This window comes from Dellaglioa sp. CoH-56-MRSF-11 (genome assembly GCF_056782135.1).
The window spans coordinates 70,208-89,297 of sequence record NZ_JBXAYE010000001.1 but is presented as its reverse complement, the minus strand read 5'-3'; the positions used below and the strand labels follow the sequence as shown (position 1 = coordinate 89,297).

At 33.7% G+C, this 19,090-nt stretch carries 19 protein-coding genes; 10 read left to right on the top strand and 9 right to left on the bottom strand.

What is annotated here, in order from left to right:
- The first annotated feature begins 134 nt into the window (after positions 1 to 134).
- Positions 135 to 1,145 carry a YdcF family protein gene (locus AC1RPT_RS00430; protein ID WP_481761074.1) on the top strand — a complete coding sequence of 337 codons (1,011 nt, stop codon included), beginning with the start codon at positions 135 to 137 and terminating at the stop codon, positions 1,143 to 1,145.
- Positions 1,146 to 1,356: 211 nt separating this feature from the next.
- Entirely contained in the window at positions 1,357 to 1,578 is a 222-nt protein-coding gene (locus AC1RPT_RS00425; RefSeq protein ID WP_409021835.1) for a hypothetical protein, read from the top strand.
- Here the strand turns inward: AC1RPT_RS00425 and AC1RPT_RS00420 are convergent.
- Complete coding sequence (locus AC1RPT_RS00420) at positions 1,573 to 1,884, bottom strand: helix-turn-helix domain-containing protein (protein WP_481761075.1); 312 nt, start codon at positions 1,882 to 1,884, stop codon at positions 1,573 to 1,575. The genes AC1RPT_RS00425 and AC1RPT_RS00420 overlap by 6 nt on opposite strands.
- Positions 1,885 to 2,265: 381 nt before the next feature.
- Between AC1RPT_RS00420 and AC1RPT_RS00415 the strand changes: the two genes are divergently transcribed.
- Both AC1RPT_RS00415 and AC1RPT_RS00410 read left to right on the top strand, forming a co-directional pair.
- On the top strand, positions 2,266 to 3,804 hold the full coding sequence (locus AC1RPT_RS00415; protein WP_481761076.1) for a zinc ribbon domain-containing protein: 1,539 nt from the start codon (positions 2,266 to 2,268) through the stop codon (positions 3,802 to 3,804).
- A gap of 18 nt (positions 3,805 to 3,822) precedes the next feature.
- The gene (locus AC1RPT_RS00410; protein WP_481761077.1) at positions 3,823 to 4,668 is read left to right on the top strand and encodes a DUF6574 domain-containing protein; all 846 of its coding nucleotides are present in this window, start codon (positions 3,823 to 3,825) and stop codon (positions 4,666 to 4,668) included.
- 85 nt (positions 4,669 to 4,753) lie between these two features.
- Here the strand turns inward: AC1RPT_RS00410 and mnmG are convergent, their stop codons facing one another.
- The 4 genes from mnmG to jag form a co-directional block, all read right to left on the bottom strand.
- Positions 4,754 to 6,664 carry a tRNA uridine-5-carboxymethylaminomethyl(34) synthesis enzyme MnmG gene (gene mnmG / locus AC1RPT_RS00405; protein ID WP_481761078.1) on the bottom strand — a complete coding sequence of 637 codons (1,911 nt, stop codon included), beginning with the start codon at positions 6,662 to 6,664 and terminating at the stop codon, positions 4,754 to 4,756.
- A 24-nt stretch (positions 6,665 to 6,688) separates the two neighbouring features.
- Complete coding sequence (mnmE, locus tag AC1RPT_RS00400) at positions 6,689 to 8,077, bottom strand: tRNA uridine-5-carboxymethylaminomethyl(34) synthesis GTPase MnmE (RefSeq protein ID WP_481761079.1); 1,389 nt, start codon at positions 8,075 to 8,077, stop codon at positions 6,689 to 6,691.
- A gap of 207 nt (positions 8,078 to 8,284) precedes the next feature.
- Entirely contained in the window at positions 8,285 to 8,737 is a 453-nt protein-coding gene (locus AC1RPT_RS00395) for a MarR family winged helix-turn-helix transcriptional regulator (protein ID WP_481761080.1), read from the bottom strand.
- Positions 8,738 to 8,763: 26 nt separating this feature from the next.
- A complete protein-coding gene (jag, locus tag AC1RPT_RS00390; protein WP_481761081.1) occupies positions 8,764 to 9,489 on the bottom strand; it encodes an RNA-binding cell elongation regulator Jag/EloR in 726 nt (241 codons plus the stop codon).
- 168 nt (positions 9,490 to 9,657) lie between these two features.
- Between jag and AC1RPT_RS00385 the strand changes: the two genes are divergently transcribed.
- On the top strand, positions 9,658 to 10,512 hold the full coding sequence (locus AC1RPT_RS00385) for an aldo/keto reductase (protein WP_481761083.1): 855 nt from the start codon (positions 9,658 to 9,660) through the stop codon (positions 10,510 to 10,512).
- A gap of 58 nt (positions 10,513 to 10,570) precedes the next feature.
- On the opposite strand, the gene AC1RPT_RS00380 is transcribed toward AC1RPT_RS00385, so the two are convergent.
- From AC1RPT_RS00380 to rpmH, 4 genes are all read right to left on the bottom strand, one after another.
- Complete coding sequence (locus AC1RPT_RS00380) at positions 10,571 to 10,768, bottom strand: PspC domain-containing protein (protein WP_409021843.1); 198 nt, start codon at positions 10,766 to 10,768, stop codon at positions 10,571 to 10,573.
- Positions 10,769 to 10,854: 86 nt separating this feature from the next.
- Entirely contained in the window at positions 10,855 to 11,694 is an 840-nt protein-coding gene (gene yidC / locus AC1RPT_RS00375) for a membrane protein insertase YidC (RefSeq protein ID WP_481761084.1), read from the bottom strand.
- Between the two features lie 22 nt (positions 11,695 to 11,716).
- Positions 11,717 to 12,055 carry a ribonuclease P protein component gene (gene rnpA, locus AC1RPT_RS00370; protein ID WP_409021846.1) on the bottom strand — a complete coding sequence of 113 codons (339 nt, stop codon included), beginning with the start codon at positions 12,053 to 12,055 and terminating at the stop codon, positions 11,717 to 11,719.
- Positions 12,056 to 12,119: 64 nt separating this feature from the next.
- Complete coding sequence (gene rpmH, locus AC1RPT_RS00365) at positions 12,120 to 12,254, bottom strand: 50S ribosomal protein L34 (protein ID WP_057974157.1); 135 nt, start codon at positions 12,252 to 12,254, stop codon at positions 12,120 to 12,122.
- Between the two features lie 510 nt (positions 12,255 to 12,764).
- Here rpmH and dnaA point away from each other — a divergent pair.
- The 5 genes from dnaA to gyrB all read left to right on the top strand — a co-directional run bounded on the left by dnaA (position 12,765) and on the right by gyrB (position 19,065).
- Positions 12,765 to 14,117 (top strand): chromosomal replication initiator protein DnaA, encoded by a 1,353-nt coding sequence (gene dnaA, locus AC1RPT_RS00360; RefSeq protein WP_481761085.1) that lies wholly within the window; start codon positions 12,765 to 12,767, stop codon positions 14,115 to 14,117.
- A gap of 170 nt (positions 14,118 to 14,287) precedes the next feature.
- Positions 14,288 to 15,427, top strand: a complete 1,140-nt coding sequence (gene dnaN, locus AC1RPT_RS00355; RefSeq protein WP_481761086.1) for a DNA polymerase III subunit beta — start codon at positions 14,288 to 14,290, stop codon at positions 15,425 to 15,427.
- Between the two features lie 311 nt (positions 15,428 to 15,738).
- Entirely contained in the window at positions 15,739 to 15,966 is a 228-nt protein-coding gene (yaaA, locus tag AC1RPT_RS00350) for a S4 domain-containing protein YaaA (protein WP_057974154.1), read from the top strand.
- An 8-nt stretch (positions 15,967 to 15,974) separates the two neighbouring features.
- Positions 15,975 to 17,108, top strand: coding sequence for a DNA replication/repair protein RecF (recF, locus tag AC1RPT_RS00345; protein ID WP_409021849.1), 1,134 nt, complete (start codon positions 15,975 to 15,977; stop codon positions 17,106 to 17,108).
- 19 nt (positions 17,109 to 17,127) lie between these two features.
- On the top strand, positions 17,128 to 19,065 hold the full coding sequence (gene gyrB / locus AC1RPT_RS00340) for a DNA topoisomerase (ATP-hydrolyzing) subunit B (protein WP_481761146.1): 1,938 nt from the start codon (positions 17,128 to 17,130) through the stop codon (positions 19,063 to 19,065).
- The last annotated feature ends 25 nt before the right edge of the window (positions 19,066 to 19,090 follow it).

Here is a 19,090-nt window from a genome sequence, read left to right as displayed (position 1 = left end):
GATATTTTGTTCATGTGAATAATATATCATATGTTAACGTCCATGTAAACGGTTAAATATAAATTTATTAGTACCTTATTTATTCAAAAATATGCTAGAATTAGTTTATTATCTATTACTTCGGAGGAATTCATATGGACTATCTAATACTGTTACTACCTATTTTATTGTTAGCTATTTGGTATATCAGCTTTCACAAAGAACCACGTCAATTAATTAATGGATTTCTGTTCAATATATTTGTCATTTCTTTAATAGGTGTACTCGCTACTTCCCCTATCAATTTTATGAAAAATAGCGCTGTTTTTATTATCATTGTTGGCGCTATAGGTTTGATATTACTTTCAATTGCAACTATTCCATTTTTATTAATTAATACTGGACTAGTCTTTAAACGTGAAAGTTATTCATTAGCTAACATGCTTGGACTACTACTTGCTATTGTTCTTATCATTCGCTGGTTTGTGACACCTTTAATCAGTACGTGGCCTTGGTATCTTCAATTACCATTTAATTTTGCTTCGTTGACTGGCTTATATCTTATGTTCGCTTTTTTAAATTTCTTGTCTGTTAGTATTTTATATAGCTTACGACGTCCAAAATATGATCAAGACTACATCATTGTACTAGGTGCAGGTTTAATCAACGGTTATAAAGTTAGTAAACTACTTGCCAACAGAATCAAACGTGCTACCAATTTTGCGGACAAACAAATACTATTAGGCGGTAAACGCCCGATTATTATTTTTTCAGGTGGGCAAGGTAATGATGAGTCTATTTCAGAAGCACAGGCAATGCAAAAATGGGCCATCGACAGTGGTTATCCAGAAGAATTTACATTACTAGAAGACAAATCAACAACGACTTTTGAAAATATGCGTTTCTCAAAAAAAATAATTGATCTTGATCATAGAGGGGATCATATTTTATTCAGTTCAAATAACTACCATATCTTTCGTGCTGCAATATTTGCACGAATGGTTGGTGTAAATGCTCAAGGCATTGGCGGGAAAACGCCATGGTATTTTTTACCTAATGCGTTCTTGCGTGAATTCATTGCTATCATAATGCTTCATAAAAATCGTCATTTTATAGTTATTTTGTTGCTCCTTTTACTGTCTATTTTTCAACAGCTTTTTAAATAATTATTACTTCAATACTTACTTAAATTAATTAATCTACTTAAAAGGATAAACCTTTAATTTATGTCATATTGACAAAACTCAGTACTATCGTTAGAATTAATTTTTATTAATATCAGTCTTATAAATTAACTATTTTTGTTGTAATCTAAGCATTAGCTAATAAAAGCTAATGCTTTTTTTATACAGTTTTTTAGTAAGGGAGATTTTATTTATGAATGGGATAGATATACACGATAATTTGAAGGTATTACAAGATTTAAAATTTTTAATTTATGACTTTAGTAACCATAGGATTGATTTTCACAATTTTGATATTTTAACTTTAGATTTACCTACCAAACAAATTGATTTAGTCTCAGCCTATCAAGCACAAAAAATTGACCACACTATTGAAGAAATAGCATGGTCAATCATTAATGATAATCATTTATAAACGGATTACTTTAAGCAATAATTCAGCTGTCGCTTCTCTTTTTTCTTTGGGTAAAGAAGCAAGATAATTAATCAAATCCAGCGTTGCAACACCTTTTAAATTTTGATTAGTAAAGAAGTCAGCTAACGTCATATCCAGCGCTTCAGCAATATCTGATAATTTTTTTATTTTAATATTATCTAACTTACCTCGCTCTATCAAAGAAATTAAACTAACAGAAGATTTTGATTTTTCAGCCAGTTGCTCAATGGTCATATTCAATAATTTTCGTTTAGCACGAATTAAAATTCCTATTTTTTTAAGCATATTAAACTCCTAATCAGAAAGGTTCTCTTTATGGTAAAGGTTTTTAAAACAATCAAACAGATTATAGCTTATCTTTTTTTAATATATATATATATACAAAAACCTTTTAAGCTGATAAAATAACTTAAGTTTCGTTTAAGGTTTGTCTTTATTCGTTGATTTAGTAATTTAAATCTAAGGAGGCCACGGGGGGTATTACTAATTCTGCATCTAACAACCTAAAAAAATACATAAGTACCAATGATTAAAATCCTATTTTATGCGATTGAGTTAGCCATTATTTTATAAACTAAAACTCGCTATGTATACACTAGATTTGGTAACTTTTAGTTAAGTAGTCAAAGTTAATCATATTATTAAGGTAGTTAAAAAGGAGATCCAATGATTAAAAAAGAACAAATCTATTATGCGCCTTCAGATGATTTATCTGGGAGTACGACAAAAAAATTCTGTCCTAATTGTGGAAGTGAAGTTCCTAAGGATGGTAATTTCTGTCCTAATTGTAATTTTGATTTACGTGTTAATTCAGTTGCGTCACAGCAACCTGTTACGCCGGTTCAACCAACACAACAACAAATGCCACCTACACAAACACGAACTGCAAATCCTAAATTACCCATCTCAGGTAAAACAAAATTCATCAGAATTTTGATTGGTATTATCGCTCTTATTATTGTTGTTGGCTACTATGCTGGAACAAAATATTACTCAAAAGAAAATCAAATTGAACGAATTACAGATGCATTAAAAACCGATAAAAACATGGAAGCTTATTTTTCAACATCGGATACGGCATTAAAAATTACTGATGAGTCTATGAAACCTGCATCAGATGCATGGGGTAGTACAGACTCTCTTAAAACTTTTAAAAACGAATTAACCAATGGAGCAAGCACTTCAACACATTTTCATTTAAAAGAAAATGGTAAACATTGGTTATTATTCCCTAAATATACGGCTGACTTTTCAACCGTTTCCGTTAACTTATCAACGAATAGCTCTGGGGCTGTTATCAAGATGAATGATAAAAAAGTTGCTACAGCTGACTCTGATAATTACAGTAAAACAATCTCAAATCTAGTTCCCGGTAACTACACAATAGAAGCAGCTGGCTCTATTGATGGTACTAAACTAAATAATAAATCGACTGAGACGCTCACTAGTTCAACTTCTAACGTCAATTTAGATTTAAGTACACTTACTTTTAGAATTAAAAGTATCGCAAATGCTGATATCTATGTTAATTCTAAAAAAGTTGGTACAACTGATGATGATGGTTCTGCAACAATTGGCCCTATTGCCTCTTCTGGAAACAATCGATTGCAGCTTAAAGAAAAGGTCGGAGACAACACTCTCGTTACCAGTGAATACCAAATTTCAGGTAGCGATGATGATAACGACGTAACTTTAAATAATACAGATGAAAATGGCTTTCAAGATAGTTCTAGTAGCAATTTATTCAATATTAATTTTCCTAATATGTTAACTCTAGATGATGCAGAAAGTTATATAGACAATTTATTTACCCAAATTGATGACTACACTATCGATGGTGATGACTCTAATGAGGATTCAAATGATAGTTATGGCTCAATAGGCAGTTTCTTTGTTAATGGCTCAAGCAATGCAGATGCCAAGGCATGGGTGACTATTGCTAAAAATTATCATGATGATGATGCAATCAGTAGTGTCTCTTATGACGCTAAAGTATTATCAGTAACACCGACAGATAAAAATAAATTTGATGTCGCTTATGATGTTACTTATACGTTCGATTTCACTGATAGTGACGATAATTATTCAACTAAAACACAAGTATTTAGATATACTGCTAAAGTTAATTATTCTAATAACGATGACTTCTTAATCAAGTCAATTACACCCGCTAAAAAAATTAGTGAAAAAATTGAAGACAACTAAACTTTGGAGGAAATAATCATGAAAACATGCCCAAACTGTAGTTCACAACAACCAGAAAATGTAAAATTTTGTACAAACTGTGGATTTGCCTTTTCCATTAAACCAGCCCAAGAAACGGCCGCAACACAATCACAAAACGTACAAGAACCAACAAAATTCCAACAACAATACACGCAACAACAAGATACTAAAGCTCAAAATGAGAATATTGAACAAGCTAAAACATTCGCATCAAATTATTGGTCTTATTTCTTAAATGCCATTAAACATCCCACAATTTTAGAAAATGGTCATAAATATTTCGGCTTTACGACAATTATTTTATTCGCCATATTTAATGATATTTTTGTAAAATTAATAATGGATAATGTTGCTAAATCTGTTAATTCAAGTCTATTTTCAGGACTCTTTAACACTCAAAGTACCTATGCGCCAACAATTGACAGTAGTGTCTACGCAAAATTATTTTTCTTAACACTACTAGCTTTTGCCTTTTACATACTAATTGGATTTTTTGTTCGTAATGTTGTTTTAGGCGATAAGAGTGATACCTTACTTTCATTTACAAATCGCTTTACACACTACCTCATGATCAATCTTGTATTAGCTGTCCTTAGTATGCTTTTCATGCTACTTGGAATGAGAGGCCTTGCTGTATTCATGTATGCTTTAATGGCCCTTATCATGAGTATTGCTTTCATTTTATCGATGATTATTGATACAAATCCACTTAAAATAGATAAACTTTACGGCGTTGTCATTGGACAACTTCTATTAGCTTTAGTTTTCATGATTGTTATGTCAGTATTTGCTGTCAGTTTAGCAGCCAACATAGCTTCAATCATCTCTGCAGCTGGATTTTAAGTTTATTGCTTAACCTAATTATAAAAAGTTAAAAAGGCACCAATCAAGTATACTTGATTGGTGCCTTTTCTGCATTTCTGTACTATTAATTATTAACTTTAGCAATCTTACCCTGTTCAATATAAACAGCAAGAATTGATAAATCAGCAGGATTCACACCACTAATACGACTAGCTTGAGCTAATGTTTCTGGTTGAATCTTAATGAATTTTTGACGCGCTTCCGTCGCAATTCCTTCAATAGAATCGTAATCAATATTTGTTGGAATTTTTTTAGCTTCCATACGTTTTAACTTCGCAACTTTTTCTTGTGCTTTTTTAATATAGCCTTCGTACTTAAATTGGATTTCTACTTGTTCAATAATTCTATGGTCTAATTCATGGTCAGGACCTGGAATAAACTTCTCAATGTCTGCGTAAGTTACCTCAGGGCGACGTAAAAATTCATTAGCCAACACGCCATCTTTCAAAGCGGCACTATTATGTTCTGCTAAGAATGCATTCACATCTTCAGTAGGTTTAATACGGAATGATTGTAATCTAGCTTTTTCGGCTTCAATTTCAGCTTTTTTAGCTTTAAAAATAGCTAATCTCTTTTCAGAAATTAAACCAATATCATATCCTTTTTCAGTTAAACGTAAATCAGCGTTATCATGACGTAAGATTAAGCGATATTCAGCACGAGATGTTAATAGACGATAAGGTTCGTTTGTCCCTTTTGTTACTAAATCATCAATCATAACACCGATATAAGCGTCACTTCGATTTAACGTAAAATCTTCGCGGCCTAAAGCACGTAACCCAGCGTTAATTCCTGCCATTATTCCTTGTCCAGCAGCTTCTTCATATCCAGAAGTCCCGTTTGTTTGACCAGCGGTATATAAATTCTTCACTAATTTAGTTTCAAGCGTTGGTCGTAATTGATAAGGAGCCACGACATCATATTCAATCGCATAACCCGGACGCATTAATTCAGCGTTTTCAAGGCCCTTAATTGAATGAATAATATCTTGTTGGACTTCTTCCGGCATTGACGTAGAAAGGCCCTGAACGTAAAATTCGTCCGTTGAACGGCCTTCTGGTTCTAAGAAGAGCTGATGACGAGGTTTATCAGAGAAACGAACAATTTTATCTTCAATAGATGGACAGTAACGTGGACCCACACCTTTAATAATTCCTGAGAACATAGGTGCACGATCAAGGTTAGCATTAATAATCTCATGCGTTTTCAAGTTGGTATACGTTAACCAACAAGATAATTGATTTTTAACATCAATATAATCTTCATCAGGTGTTTCAAAACTAAAGTGGTTAGGTTCAACATCCCCTGGTTGTTCATCAGTCACACTGTAATCAATTGTATTCCCATCAACACGAGGTGGTGTTCCAGTTTTAAAACGTTCTAAATCAAATCCAAGAGCTTCAAGATTTTCAGATAATTTAATTGCAGGTTGTGAATTATTAGGACCTGATGAATAACTCAATTCGCCAATAATAATCTTACCGCGAGCAGCCGTTCCAACTGTTAAAACAACACTTTTAGAACGGTATTTTGCCCCAGTATTTGTTACAACACCATGACATTCGCCATCTTCAACAATTAAACTATCGACTGTTCCTTGACGTAACGTTAGGTTTTCTTCTTTTTCCATTGTATGTTTCATTTCACTTGAATAAAGATGTTTATCAGCTTGTGCCCGTAATGCTCTAACAGCTGGACCTTTACCAGTATTTAACATACGCATTTGTACATAAGTTTTATCGATGTTACGACCCATTTCGCCACCTAAGGCATCAATTTCACGTACAACAATTCCTTTAGCTGGACCACCAATTGAAGGATTACATGGCATAAAAGCAACCATGTCTAAACTAATTGTGATAAGTAATGTTTTATTACCCATTCGTGCAGCAGCGAGTGCTGCTTCTGAACCAGCATGTCCAGCACCAACCACAATTACATCATAATCTGGGCCGTCATAAGTTTTAATGTCCATTTATATTCTCCTATTTACTAACAATTATTTACCTAAACAGAATTGACTAAATAATTCTGTGAGTAATTCATCTTTGTAGCTATCACCAGTGATTTCACCAAGTAATTCCCAACTTCTAGTCATGTCAATTTGAACTAAATCGATTGGCATACCGGAAGCAATCCCAGTGATCACATCATCTAAAGCAGTCTCAGCTTGATTTAACAAGCCAATATGACGAGAATTAGTAATCATAACTGTTGTTTGGCTATTTTCAATTCCACCAAAGAATAAGTTAGCAATTTTTTCTTCAAGTTGCTTCACACCTTCATGATTTAAGACAGAAATAGAAATAATTTCCGTTGGATCAACCATACTTTCTAATTCTTTACGATCTAGATTTTCTGGTAAATCTGTTTTATTTAAGATAACAATTCGTTTATCATTCTGTGTTAATTTAATGAGCTGCTTATCTTCAGCAGACAAAGGTTCATTGCTATTCAAAACAAGCATGACTAAATCAGCTTGAACAATCGCTTCTTTCGAACGTTCAACCCCAATTTTTTCAACCTTATCTTCTGTATCACGAATACCGGCAGTGTCTACCAATTTCAAAGGTACACCCATAACGTTAACGTATTCTTCAATCACATCACGCGTTGTTCCAGCAACATCAGTTACAATGGCTTTATCTTCATGTAATAAGTGATTCAAAAGACTTGATTTACCAACATTAGGTCGACCAATTATGGCAGTAGCTAATCCTTCACGTAATACTTTACCTTGTTGCGCTGTTTGTAGTAATTCTTGAACATATTGCTTAACATCACGTGCTTTTTCAAGCAATAATTTAGTCGTCATTTCTTCACCAGCATCGTATTCTGGATAATCAATATTAACTTCAACTAATGCCAAAACATCTACGATATCTTTACGTAAATTGCGGATTAGACGTGCTAAATTACCATCTAACTGATTTAGTGCAACTTTCATTGAGCGATCTGTTTTAGCACGAATTAAATCCATAACAGCCTCAGCTTGAGATAAATCAATTCGACCATTTAAGAATGCTCGTTTTGTAAATTCACCAGGTTCAGCTAAGCGTGCCCCATTACTTAATAATAATTGTAAAATTTGATTCGTTGGTACAATACCACCATGACAGTTAATTTCAATCACATCTTCACGTGTAAATGTTTTAGGTGCTAACATAACTGAGACCATGACCTCATCGACTTCTTCATCCGTTTTAGGATTTAAAATATGTCCGTAGTTAATGGTATGACTATCAACGTTACCTAAATTTTTCCCTTTAAATACATTATTAGCAATTTGAACGGCATCCTCACCACTTAATCGAACAATTGAAATGGCACCTTCACCAGGTGGTGTTGATATAGCGGCAATTGTATCAAATTCTGTTAATTCTGGCATATCTTTAAATACTCCCTTCAAGTGCTCTATTAGCAGTTAATTAATCATATTCTTTAAATTTTTTCAAACAAAAAAAGGGCCCACTCCACGCCCTAAAAGGACGTGGATAAAGCACCTTCACTACTTTATCTAATATTAAGTTCAATGCCAATAATATACTTTTTTTACCGACATTTGTCAACAAGTCTGTTTGATGATTCTAATTCACTAACCACGAATACCGCGATTTTCTAATTTATTAGTAATCACTTTTAATTCATTAACATAACCAAGATATTCTTCTTCAGTCATATCAAATGAAGTAAAACAATTCGACATTTGTTTCATAATTCTATGTTTACTTCTTTTAGCTTTTCCAGTCAATGAGACATTCACACGGCGTTCATCCTCAGGATCTCTAGTCCGAAGAATCCAATCATCCTTTTCCATACGTTTTAAAAGTGGTGTTAATGTTCCGTTATCTAGATGTAACTTCGCACCAAGTTCCTTCACCATAACAGGTGACGTTTCCCACAATGAAAGTAACGTAATATATTGCGGATACGTTAAGCTAAATTCCTTCAGTGATTCTGTATAAAATTTATTGTAATCTTTTTGTGCTGTGTAAATAGCAAAACATAGTTCATCTTCTAATTTTTCTGGATCATGTTTTAAAGCCATGGGTGGGGACTCCCTTCTATTACTGACTATTTTTTATTTTTAGGCGCTACAATTACTGAGCGCTTAGGTTCTGTTCCAATCGATGTTGTTTTGATTCGGTTATTTCGTGCTAAATAAAAATGAATTTGCTTACGTTCGTTAGCAGGCATCGGGTCTAATTGTACCGTCTCACCCGTTCTAATAACATCCTTGGCCACTTTAATTGCAAGGCGCTCAATCGTTTCTTCGCGACGTTTACGGTAGCCACCAACATCTAGAATAACATTCATTCTGCTAACTGCTTTTTGATTCATATTAACTTGTGCTAAATATTGCAAAGCATTTAAACTTTTACCGTGTTTACCAATTAATAATCCTTGTTTACTCGTATTAAAATCATATGTTACCTGACGGCGCTCAAATTGAACATTAATTTCTGTATCAATACCCATTAATTCTGTAATGTCGGCCAAATAATAACCAACATCATGAACTGCTTTTTCATTAAGTTGACTTCTAGCAGCTTTTTCTGCTGCTGTTAGAGGCTTTGATGTAACACTATCTTTTTTTTCATCAATAATTTTCTTGCTTACTGGTTTTTCTGTTATTTTTTTTTCAATTAATTCAACTTCTGCCTTTTTGCGGCCAAAAAATAAAAATCCAGACTTACCTTCATTGATTATTTTAATTTCAATCTGTGTTTTTTCAAGCTTTAATGCAGCCAAACCGTTACTCACAGCTTGATCAACATTTTTTCCAGTAAATATGGGCATGTTCATCCTCCAAATATAATTATCATCGTTATATTATAGCACTAATTGACCCCTTATCTATACCCTTTTTCAGAACGATTTTTTTGAAAAGTTCTTTCATTTGACAAAATCTATAGGACTCAGCCTATAATGAAAATACTAAATATAAAAACTCGGAGGATTAATTCTATGAATAAATTAACAGACACATATGAATTAGCAAATGGTGTCAAAATTCCTGTTGTTGGTTTTGGTACTTGGCAAACACCAAGTGGTGATGTTGCTAAAGCATCTGTAAAATCAGCATTAGCTTCTGGTTACATACATTTAGATACTGCTGAAATGTACCACAATGAAAGTAGTGTTGGAGAAGGTATTGCCGAAAGCGGTGTTGCTCGTGAAGATATCTTTTTAACAAGTAAATTAGCTAATACAGCTCATACGTACGATGAAACACAAACAGCATTTGCACGAACATTAAAAGATTTAGGTGTTGATTACCTTGATTTATTCTTGATTCACTGGCCAAATCCTGCTGCTTATCGTGAAGATAATTGGGAAAGTCATCTTCAAGAAACATGGCGTGCATTTGAAGATCTTTATAATGAAGGTAAAATTAAAGCCATTGGTGTTTCTAACTTCCGTCCTCGTCATTTTAAAATTTTGGAAGAAACACAAACAATTACACCAATGATTAATCAAATTAGATTAGCTCCTGGTGATACTCCCAAAGAGACAATTGATTATTGTCACAAGCATAATATTCAATTAGAAGCTTATAGCCCATTAGGAACTGGTGCTATCTTTACGGAACCAACAATGGTTAAAATTGCTAATCGTATTGGTCGCAGTGTTGCACAAGTTACCTTACGTTGGTCATTACAAAATGGATTCTTACCACTTCCCAAATCTGTTCATGCTGACAGAATTGAAGAAAATACTCATTTATTTGATTTTGAATTATCTGATGAAGACATGGCAGAAATCAACTCTCTAGATGGTGTTGTTGGTCATGCTCAAGATCCAGATACAGCAACTTTCTAAAATGTTTCACGTGAAACAAAAATGCGTAACCAGATATATTCTGGTTACGCATTTTTAGTTATCTATAGTTTGATGATGCATTTGGCATGACTATTGCACATATGATGTAAACAATAATACCAGGGAATGCTGCACTCAGGACACTTAAAAGAACGTACCCTATTCTTGTTAATGTTGGGTCCCAGTTAAAAAATTCAGCAATACCACCGACAACACCAGCAATAATTCTATTATTAGATTTTGTTAATTTTCTCAATTTTAATCCTCCTCTTGTTAACCTTTTATGTAATTATATCCAAAATAAAAAACCAAAGCCACTAAATGGACTTTGGTTTTCAAAAATTACTTTTTGTTACGGCCCTTATAAGCTTTCTTTTTCGCTTTTTTAATAGCCTGTACTTTTTCTTTTTCAAGACGTACTTTTTCTTCACGTTCACGTGTAATTTTAAATGGATTATTAATTAACAATGTTTGTCCAACTGAGAATGCATTGGTAATAACCCAATATAATGACAAGGCTGATGGTAAGTTAACAGCTGTCACAAGAATCATTATTGGTGTACCATAAACCATCATCGTTGACATTGAGTTTGCTTCAGGTTGGGACATAACACCCAACTTAGAAACAAAGTAAGTTAAGATTGCAGCAAAAATTGGTAAGATGAAGTACGGATCTTTATCACCAAGCTGTAACCATAAAAATTCACCCGTCTTCAAAACGTTCGTTCTCAAAATAGCTTGATAAAGAGCTAATAAAATCGGCATCTGTACTAATAATGGTAAACATCCAGCAACAGGATTAATGCCTGCTTCTGCATATAATTTCTGTTGTTCTTCACGTAATTTTTGAACAGTTGCAGCATCTTTACCAGAATGCTTAGCTTGAAGTGCCTTCAATTGAGGTTGAACTTCAGCTGTTTTACGCATACTTTTTGTTTGATAAATCATTAATGGTAATAAAATAACCCTAATGATTATGGTAAAGATGATAATACCAACACCATAGTTCCCACCAAATAATTTTGAAAGGAAAATAATAGCCCTAGAGAAACTGAGGATGATACCGCCATCCCAAATTCCTGTACTATTTTCCGTTATTGGTGTTGTACTACATCCCGCTAGGACTAACATTAACCCCAACATACTTAATAGGACTAAAAATCGCTTACTCTTCTTTTTCACAAGAATACCCTCGCTCACTTTATTAGTCTAAAATTTTAGCTATTTTTAAAACATGTGTTAATTGTTTCTTGGATTCCTCTTGCGACAACCAAGCAACAGATGGTCTAGCAATAACCAAAAAATCGCAATCTTGTTTAAGATCTGGTTTCAATTCTAACAACGATTGACGAATACGGCGTTTAACCCAATTACGAGCAACAGCATTCCCAATACGTTTTCCAACTGAAATTCCAACTCTAAAATGAGCTTGTTCTGGTTTTTCCATCATATATATAACATACTTTCGGTTCGCACAAGATTGACCTTTTTTAAAAACTGTTTGGAACTCTGCTTCTTTTTTAACGCGATATGATTTTCTCATGTAATATCTCCAGTTAAATAGATACTGTATCTTTGTAATAAAAAAAACCACTGAAATCAGTGGTCTATGCAGACAATACTTTTCTACCTTTACGGCGTCTACGTGCTAAGACGTTACGGCCGCCTTTTGTACTCATGCGTTTACGGAAACCATGCACGCGTTCACGGTGACGTTTTTTAGGTTGGTATGTTCTTTTCATAATTTAGGCACCTCCTTAAATACTTAATGTTTCAACTAATCGGTATCTTGATAAAAATAAGATACCAGTGACGTCAATTTCACTTACCGGAATATAATACCATACTTCTTTCTTCTATGAAAGAAAATTATTAGAATTCAATGTAATTTAGTTATCCACACTTTTTCGCTATTTATTTTTTAGTTGTGGATGAGTTGTGAAACACATCTTGTCGTCCACAACTCGGAACACACACTTTTTCACAATAAACAGCCTGTTAATAAGTTATACACACCCTTAACTAAAAACTGTTAATAACTAATGAAAATCCTTTAATAACATACTTTATTTCAATCACTCATTTGTGGATAACATGGCAAACAAAACTGGTTTATCTTTTTATGCCCACCCCTGTGGAAAACTTATTAATGACCCTGTTATTATTTTTTACACATTTTTTTAAACCTGTGGAAAACCCTTCTTTAAAATGCTAAACTGTAGTTACGATTTATTTAAACAAGGAGGCTTTTTGTGCTTACTCTCGAAAATTTATGGTCCTCACTGACTGATTATTTCAAAACGCAACTCAACCCTGTTAGTTACGAAACTTGGATTTCATCAGCTGAACCAAAACAATTTATTAATAACGACCTTATTATTGAGCTACCCTCCCAGCTACATAAAACTTACTGGATACAACATCTAGCACCAAAAGTTGTTGCGTTTCTTTACGAATCAACTGGTGAAGAAATCAATCCCGTTTTAAAAATAAAGGGTGAATTAACCGCGGGCGGCCAATCAAATATGGCAGTATCAAATAGTTCAAACTCTAATAACGATAATGTCCCTACCTTTATGCGTGATGCCAAATTAAACGATAGATATACCTTTAGTACCTTCGTTACTGGAAAAGGTAATCAGATGGCCCACGCTGCTGCTTTGGTTGTTTCTGAAGAACCTGGCCGCTTGTACAACCCGCTCTTTTTCTATGGTGGTGTTGGTTTGGGTAAAACCCATTTAATGCACGCAATTGGTCACCAAATGCTTCTAAACAATCCTGATGCAAAAGTAAAATACGTTACAAGTGAAGCATTTACTAACGGCTTCATTAACTCACTTCGAAATAATACGCCCGAAGATTTCCGAAAAGAATATCGTAGTGTTGATCTCTTACTGGTGGATGATATTCAATTTTTTGCCGATAAAGAATCAACACAAGAAGAATTTTTCCATACATTTAACTCTTTATATGATGATAAAAAACAAATTGTCTTATCATCTGATCGTTTACCAAACGAAATACCAAAATTACAAAAACGTCTTATATCTCGCTTTAAATGGGGTCTTTCAGTTGATATAACCCCTCCTGATTTAGAAACTAGAATTGCTATTTTAAGAAATAAATCTGATGCTGAAAATCTTGAAATACCAGATGATACATTAAGTTATATTGCTGGCCAAATCGATTCGAATATTCGTGAACTTGAAGGCGCTTTGGTTAGAGTACAAGCGTACGCGACCTTATCAAACTCAGAAATAACAACGAGTTTAGCCGCCGATGCCTTAAAAAACTTAAGTTTAAAAGATAAATCAAATGAAATTTCAATTGCTATTGTTCAAGATCGGGTTGCTAAATATTTCCACGTTACTGTGGGCGATTTAAAAGGAAAAAAACGTGTTAAAGCAATTGTTATGCCACGTCAAATTGCTATGTACTTAAGTCGCGAACTTACCGACAATTCCTTACCTAAGATTGGATCTGAATTTGGTGGTAAGGATCATACAACGGTTATTCATGCTCACGAAAAAATTGCTGTAATGTTAGAAACTGATGACAAACTTCAGCGTCAAATTTCAGATCTTAAGAGTGAACTTAACCAATAATAGTTGTGGGCAATTGTGGATAAGGCGGCTTGTTTACTCACAGGTTATCCACATGTGAATTCTTTTATTTACATGGTCCCAACGTATTTCTTAACATGATTAACAGGCCCTACTACTGCTTCTATTCTTTTATTACTTAATTAATAACTAAACTTACCGGAGGATTTACTATGGAATTTACAATTAATCGATCAGCATTCATTAAACAATTAACAGATGTTCAAAGAGCTATTTCTTCAAAAACAACAATTCCTATATTAACGGGTATCAAAGTTGTCTTAACTGCTTCTGGTTTACTTTTAACAGGTAGTGATGCAGATGTTTCTATTGAAACTTTTTTATCTGTTGAAGATGAATCTAATAACTTAACAATTGAATCAACTGGTGAAATTGTGCTACCTGCACGATTCTTTAGCGAAATTGTTAAAAAATTACCGCAAGATACTTTTTCATTAACAGTGACTGATGGTTATCAAACTGAGATTACTTCTGGATCAGCCTCATTCAATATTAATGGGTTAGATGCAAATAACTATCCTCACTTACCAGAAATTGATACTGATGATAATTTAATTTTTTCGGGATCAATCTTAAAACAAATTATTAGCCAAACTGTTATTGCCGTTTCTAACCAAGAAAGTCGCCCTATTTTAACTGGTGTTCACTTTGTCATTGAAAATGGTGAGTTTTTAGCAGTCGCAACAGATAGTCATCGTTTGAGCCAACGTAAAATTACATTGGAAGGCGCAAACGATGCAAAATATGATGTTATTATTCCTGGTAAATCTTTAGTAGAATTATCACGAATGATTGACGATTCTAATCCAGATATTGAAATGCGTATTTCAGAAAACCAAGTACTCTTTATTCTTGGAAATACCTCATTTTATTCACGTTTATTAGAAGGAAATTATCCTGATACAACTCGTCTAATTCCTAAAGAATCAGCTACAGACATTGAGTTTAATGCGCCTAAATTATTATCAGCAATTGAACGTGCGTCATTACTATCACATGAAAGCCGTAATAACGTTGTTAAACTAGCGATTAATACGGCAGAACAAAAAGTTGTCATTTATAGTAACTCGCCTGATGTTGGTAATGTTGAGGAAGCATTAGAATTTAGCAATTTATCAGGAAATGATCTTGAAATTTCATTTAATCCAGACTATATGAAAGATGCTTTAAGATCATTTGGACAAACTGAAATTAAAGTTGCGTTTACACAACCATTACGACCATTTACCTTAGTCCCAACTGAAGATACAACGCAATTTATTCAATTAATTACACCAGTTCGAACATTCTAATTAATTGTTCGTGTATGAATAACTAATAAAAATAGAGTAAAAGCAGCCAATAAAACTGTTTTTACTCTATTTTTTTAGGTAAATTATATTAAAAGTGAGAAATGAATTTTATGGTTTGATTTTGACTAAAAAAATAAGGCAATAGTGAATTGTAGTCATTTAATTAAAAATATAGCCTTTTAAGTAATTTTAGAGTAAAAAGACTAATTAAAACTTAAATCGCTTAAATCGGCTTAAAATGAGATGTGAAATTGTAATTTTGCGAAAAAAAAGGTATAATAGAAAAGGAAGAAAATGGAGGTTGACGACAATTGAAATCAGATATTTATTTAGAAACACCTTACATGATGCTACAACAAGTTTTGAAATCAGAAACAATTATTAATTCTGGTGGCGAAGCAAAATGGTTTTTACGTGAAAATGAAGTCCTTGTAAATGGTGAATTAGAAGACCGACGTGGACGTAAATTATACCCTGGCGATGTTATTGAAGTTCCAGGTATTGCAATTATTACGATGCATTCAATGGACGAAAAGTAGGCTTATCAATGTATCTAGAAAATTTAACCTTGAGGGATTATCGTAACTATGAAGATTTAAATATCTCATTTTCACCAGCAATCAATATATTACTTGGTGAAAATGCTCAGGGTAAAACGAATTTATTGGAAGCAATTTATGTGTTATCAATGACTCGAAGTCATAGAACGAATAATGATAAAGAGTTGATTAAGTGGGATAAGACAGCTGCGATAATCCAAGGTCGGGTGAATAAGCAAGTAGGGTCATTGCCACTCGAGATTCAAATTAATTCTAAAGGTAAAAAAGCTAAAGTTAATCATCTTGAACAGGCCAAATTGTCACAGTACATTGGACAGTTCAATGTGATTTTGTTTGCACCAGAGGATTTAGCCCTTGTAAAGGGTGCCCCATCAGTAAGAAGAAGATTTGTTGATATGGAATTTGGCCAAATTAATGCACGTTATTTATATAATTTAGGTCAATACCGAACTATTTTGAAACAGCGTAATCAATATCTAAAACAGTTACAGCATAAAAAAGACCAAGATTTAGTTTTTTTAGATGTATTATCTGATCAATTAGCTGCTTTTGGCGCAGAAATTGTACATCAACGCTTAATATTTCTTAAACAACTTGAATTCTGGGCTAACCAATTACAAGAAGAGATTACACAGTCCGCTGAAACGTTAACATTTGAGTATGCCACTCATTTGGAAAACGCGTCAGAAAAAACGATTGAACAGTTGTATACGCAATTACAAAATGATTTAAAAAAATCAATAAAAAAAGAAATATTTCAAGGGACAACCTTAGCTGGGCCACATCGTGATGATGTGCGTTTTTTAATTAACGGCAAAAACGTTCAAACATATGGATCTCAAGGACAACAAAGAACAACAGCATTATCAGTCAAATTAGCCGAAATTGAGTTAATGAAAGAGGAAACTGGGGAATATCCAGTCCTTCTTTTGGATGATGTTCTTTCTGAATTGGATGATATGCGTCAAACACATCTTTTGAAGACGATTCAAAATAAGGTTCAAACATTTTTAACAACACCAAACTTAAGTGGTATTGCTAGATCGTTAATTAATGAACCTAAGATTTTTCATATTAATCAAGGTAACTTACTCGAAGAGGAGGAACATATAGTTGACTGATCAAGAGAAACAAGCTGAAATAGCAGAAGAATTACATGAAGAAAAAGCAAAAGAATATGATGCGAGCCAAATTCAAGTTTTAGAAGGACTTGAAGCTGTTAGAAAACGTCCCGGTATGTATATTGGAACAACGGCTTCACAAGGTCTTCATCACTTAGTTTGGGAAATTATTGATAATGGTATCGATGAAGCATTGGCTGGTTTTGCCGATGAAATTAATGTTGTTGTCGAAAAAGACAACAGTATAACAGTTCGTGATAATGGACGTGGTATCCCTGTTGATATCCAAGCAAAAACAGGCCGTCCAGCGCTTGAAACCGTTTTTACAATTTTACATGCTGGGGGTAAATTTGGCGGTGGTGGTTATAAAGTTTCTGGTGGACTTCATGGAGTTGGTGCTTCAGTTGTTAATGCATTATCAACTGAGCTAGATGTTCAGGTTATTCGTGAAGGTAAAGTCTACGGTATGGACTTTGCTCGCGGTAAAGTTAAAACAGAGATGTCAGTTGTAGGTGAAGCACCTGAAAATGAACATGCAACGATTGTTCATTTTGTACCGGATTCTGATATTTTTACGGAAACAACTGTCTATGATATTAAAGTATTAACAACGCGAATTCGTGAATTAGCATTCTTGAATAAAGGCCTTAAAATTACGATTGATGATAAACGTGATGGTGGACCCGGATTACAAGAATTCCATTATGCCGGTGGTATTAAGCATTATGTTGAATACTTAAATAAAAATAAAGATGTTATTTTCCCAGAACCTATCTATGTTGAAGGTGAACAAAAAGGGATTATTGTTGAAGTTGCCCTCCAATATACAGATGATTATCATAGTAATTTATTAACTTTCACAAATAATATTCATACTTATGAGGGTGGTACTCATGAATCTGGTTTTAAGACAGCCTTAACCCGGGTTATAAATGATTACGCTCGTAAAAATAATCTTATGAAAGAAAATGATGCTAATCTTTCTGGTGAAGATGTTCGTGAAGGATTGACGGCTGTTGTCAGTATTAAACATCCAGATCCTCAATTTGAAGGTCAAACAAAAACAAAATTAGGTAATTCAGATGCGCGTACGGTTACTGATCGTACTTTCTCTGAACATTTTACTAAGTTTTTAATGGAAAATCCTAAAGAAGCTAAAATTATTGTAGAAAAAGGCTTATTAGCTGCTAGAGCTCGAGTAGCTGCTAAACATGCTCGTGAAGTAACACGTAAAAAAAGTGGGCTTGAAATCAGTAACTTACCCGGTAAGTTAGCTGATAATACAAGTAAAGATCCTGCAATTAGTGAATTATTTATCGTCGAAGGTGATTCAGCCGGCGGTTCAGCTAAACAGGGTCGTTCACGGTTAACACAAGCTATCTTACCGATTCGTGGTAAGATTTTGAATGTTGAAAAAGCAAGTTTAGATAAAATTTTAGCCAATGAAGAAATTCGTTCATTATTTACAGCTATGGGAACAGGTTTTGGTGGCGAATTTAATGTTGAAAAAGCTAATTATCATAAATTAATTATTATGACTGATGCTGATGTCGATGGTGCCCATATTAGAACGTTATTATTAACACTGTTCTATCGTTACATGCGTCCACTTGTTGAAGCAGGATTCGTGTATATTGCGCAACCACCTTTATATCAAATTAGACAAGGTAAGATGATTCGTTATGTCGATACTGAAGAAGAATTAGAAGAAATTCAAGGGCAATTGGCACCAACACCAAAACCCGTTATTCAACGATATAAAGGTCTTGGAGAAATGGATGCTTCTCAATTGTGGGAAACAACTATGGATCCAGATGCTCGTCGTTTATTACGTGTTAACGTCGACGATGCCATTGAAGCTAATGATGTCTTTAATATGTTAATGGGTGATCGTGTAGAACCTAGACGTGAATTTATTGAAAAAAATGCCACTTACGTAGAAAACTTAGATATTTAAAAACTTAGTCGTAAAGGAGGTTGAA

Excerpts from the sequence above, each read along its gene's own strand:
- recF (WP_409021849.1), top strand. The coding sequence starts at position 15,975 with ATGTATCTAGAAAATTTAACCTTGAGGGATTATCGTAACTATGAAGAT.
- AC1RPT_RS00430 (WP_481761074.1), top strand. The coding sequence starts at position 135 with ATGGACTATCTAATACTGTTACTACCTATTTTATTGTTAGCTATTTGG.
- AC1RPT_RS00425 (WP_409021835.1), top strand. The coding sequence starts at position 1,357 with ATGAATGGGATAGATATACACGATAATTTGAAGGTATTACAAGATTTA.
- jag (WP_481761081.1), bottom strand. The coding sequence starts at position 9,489 with ATGCCCATATTTACTGGAAAAAATGTTGATCAAGCTGTGAGTAACGGT.
- rnpA (WP_409021846.1), bottom strand. The coding sequence starts at position 12,055 with ATGAGAAAATCATATCGCGTTAAAAAAGAAGCAGAGTTCCAAACAGTT.
- dnaN (WP_481761086.1), top strand. The coding sequence starts at position 14,288 with ATGGAATTTACAATTAATCGATCAGCATTCATTAAACAATTAACAGAT.
- AC1RPT_RS00415 (WP_481761076.1), top strand. The coding sequence starts at position 2,266 with ATGATTAAAAAAGAACAAATCTATTATGCGCCTTCAGATGATTTATCT.
- AC1RPT_RS00410 (WP_481761077.1), top strand. The coding sequence starts at position 3,823 with ATGAAAACATGCCCAAACTGTAGTTCACAACAACCAGAAAATGTAAAA.
- AC1RPT_RS00395 (WP_481761080.1), bottom strand. The coding sequence starts at position 8,737 with ATGGCTTTAAAACATGATCCAGAAAAATTAGAAGATGAACTATGTTTT.
- mnmG (WP_481761078.1), bottom strand. The coding sequence starts at position 6,664 with ATGGACATTAAAACTTATGACGGCCCAGATTATGATGTAATTGTGGTT.
- mnmE (WP_481761079.1), bottom strand. The coding sequence starts at position 8,077 with ATGCCAGAATTAACAGAATTTGATACAATTGCCGCTATATCAACACCA.
- rpmH (WP_057974157.1), bottom strand. The coding sequence starts at position 12,254 with ATGAAAAGAACATACCAACCTAAAAAACGTCACCGTGAACGCGTGCAT.
- AC1RPT_RS00420 (WP_481761075.1), bottom strand. The coding sequence starts at position 1,884 with ATGCTTAAAAAAATAGGAATTTTAATTCGTGCTAAACGAAAATTATTG.
- AC1RPT_RS00385 (WP_481761083.1), top strand. The coding sequence starts at position 9,658 with ATGAATAAATTAACAGACACATATGAATTAGCAAATGGTGTCAAAATT.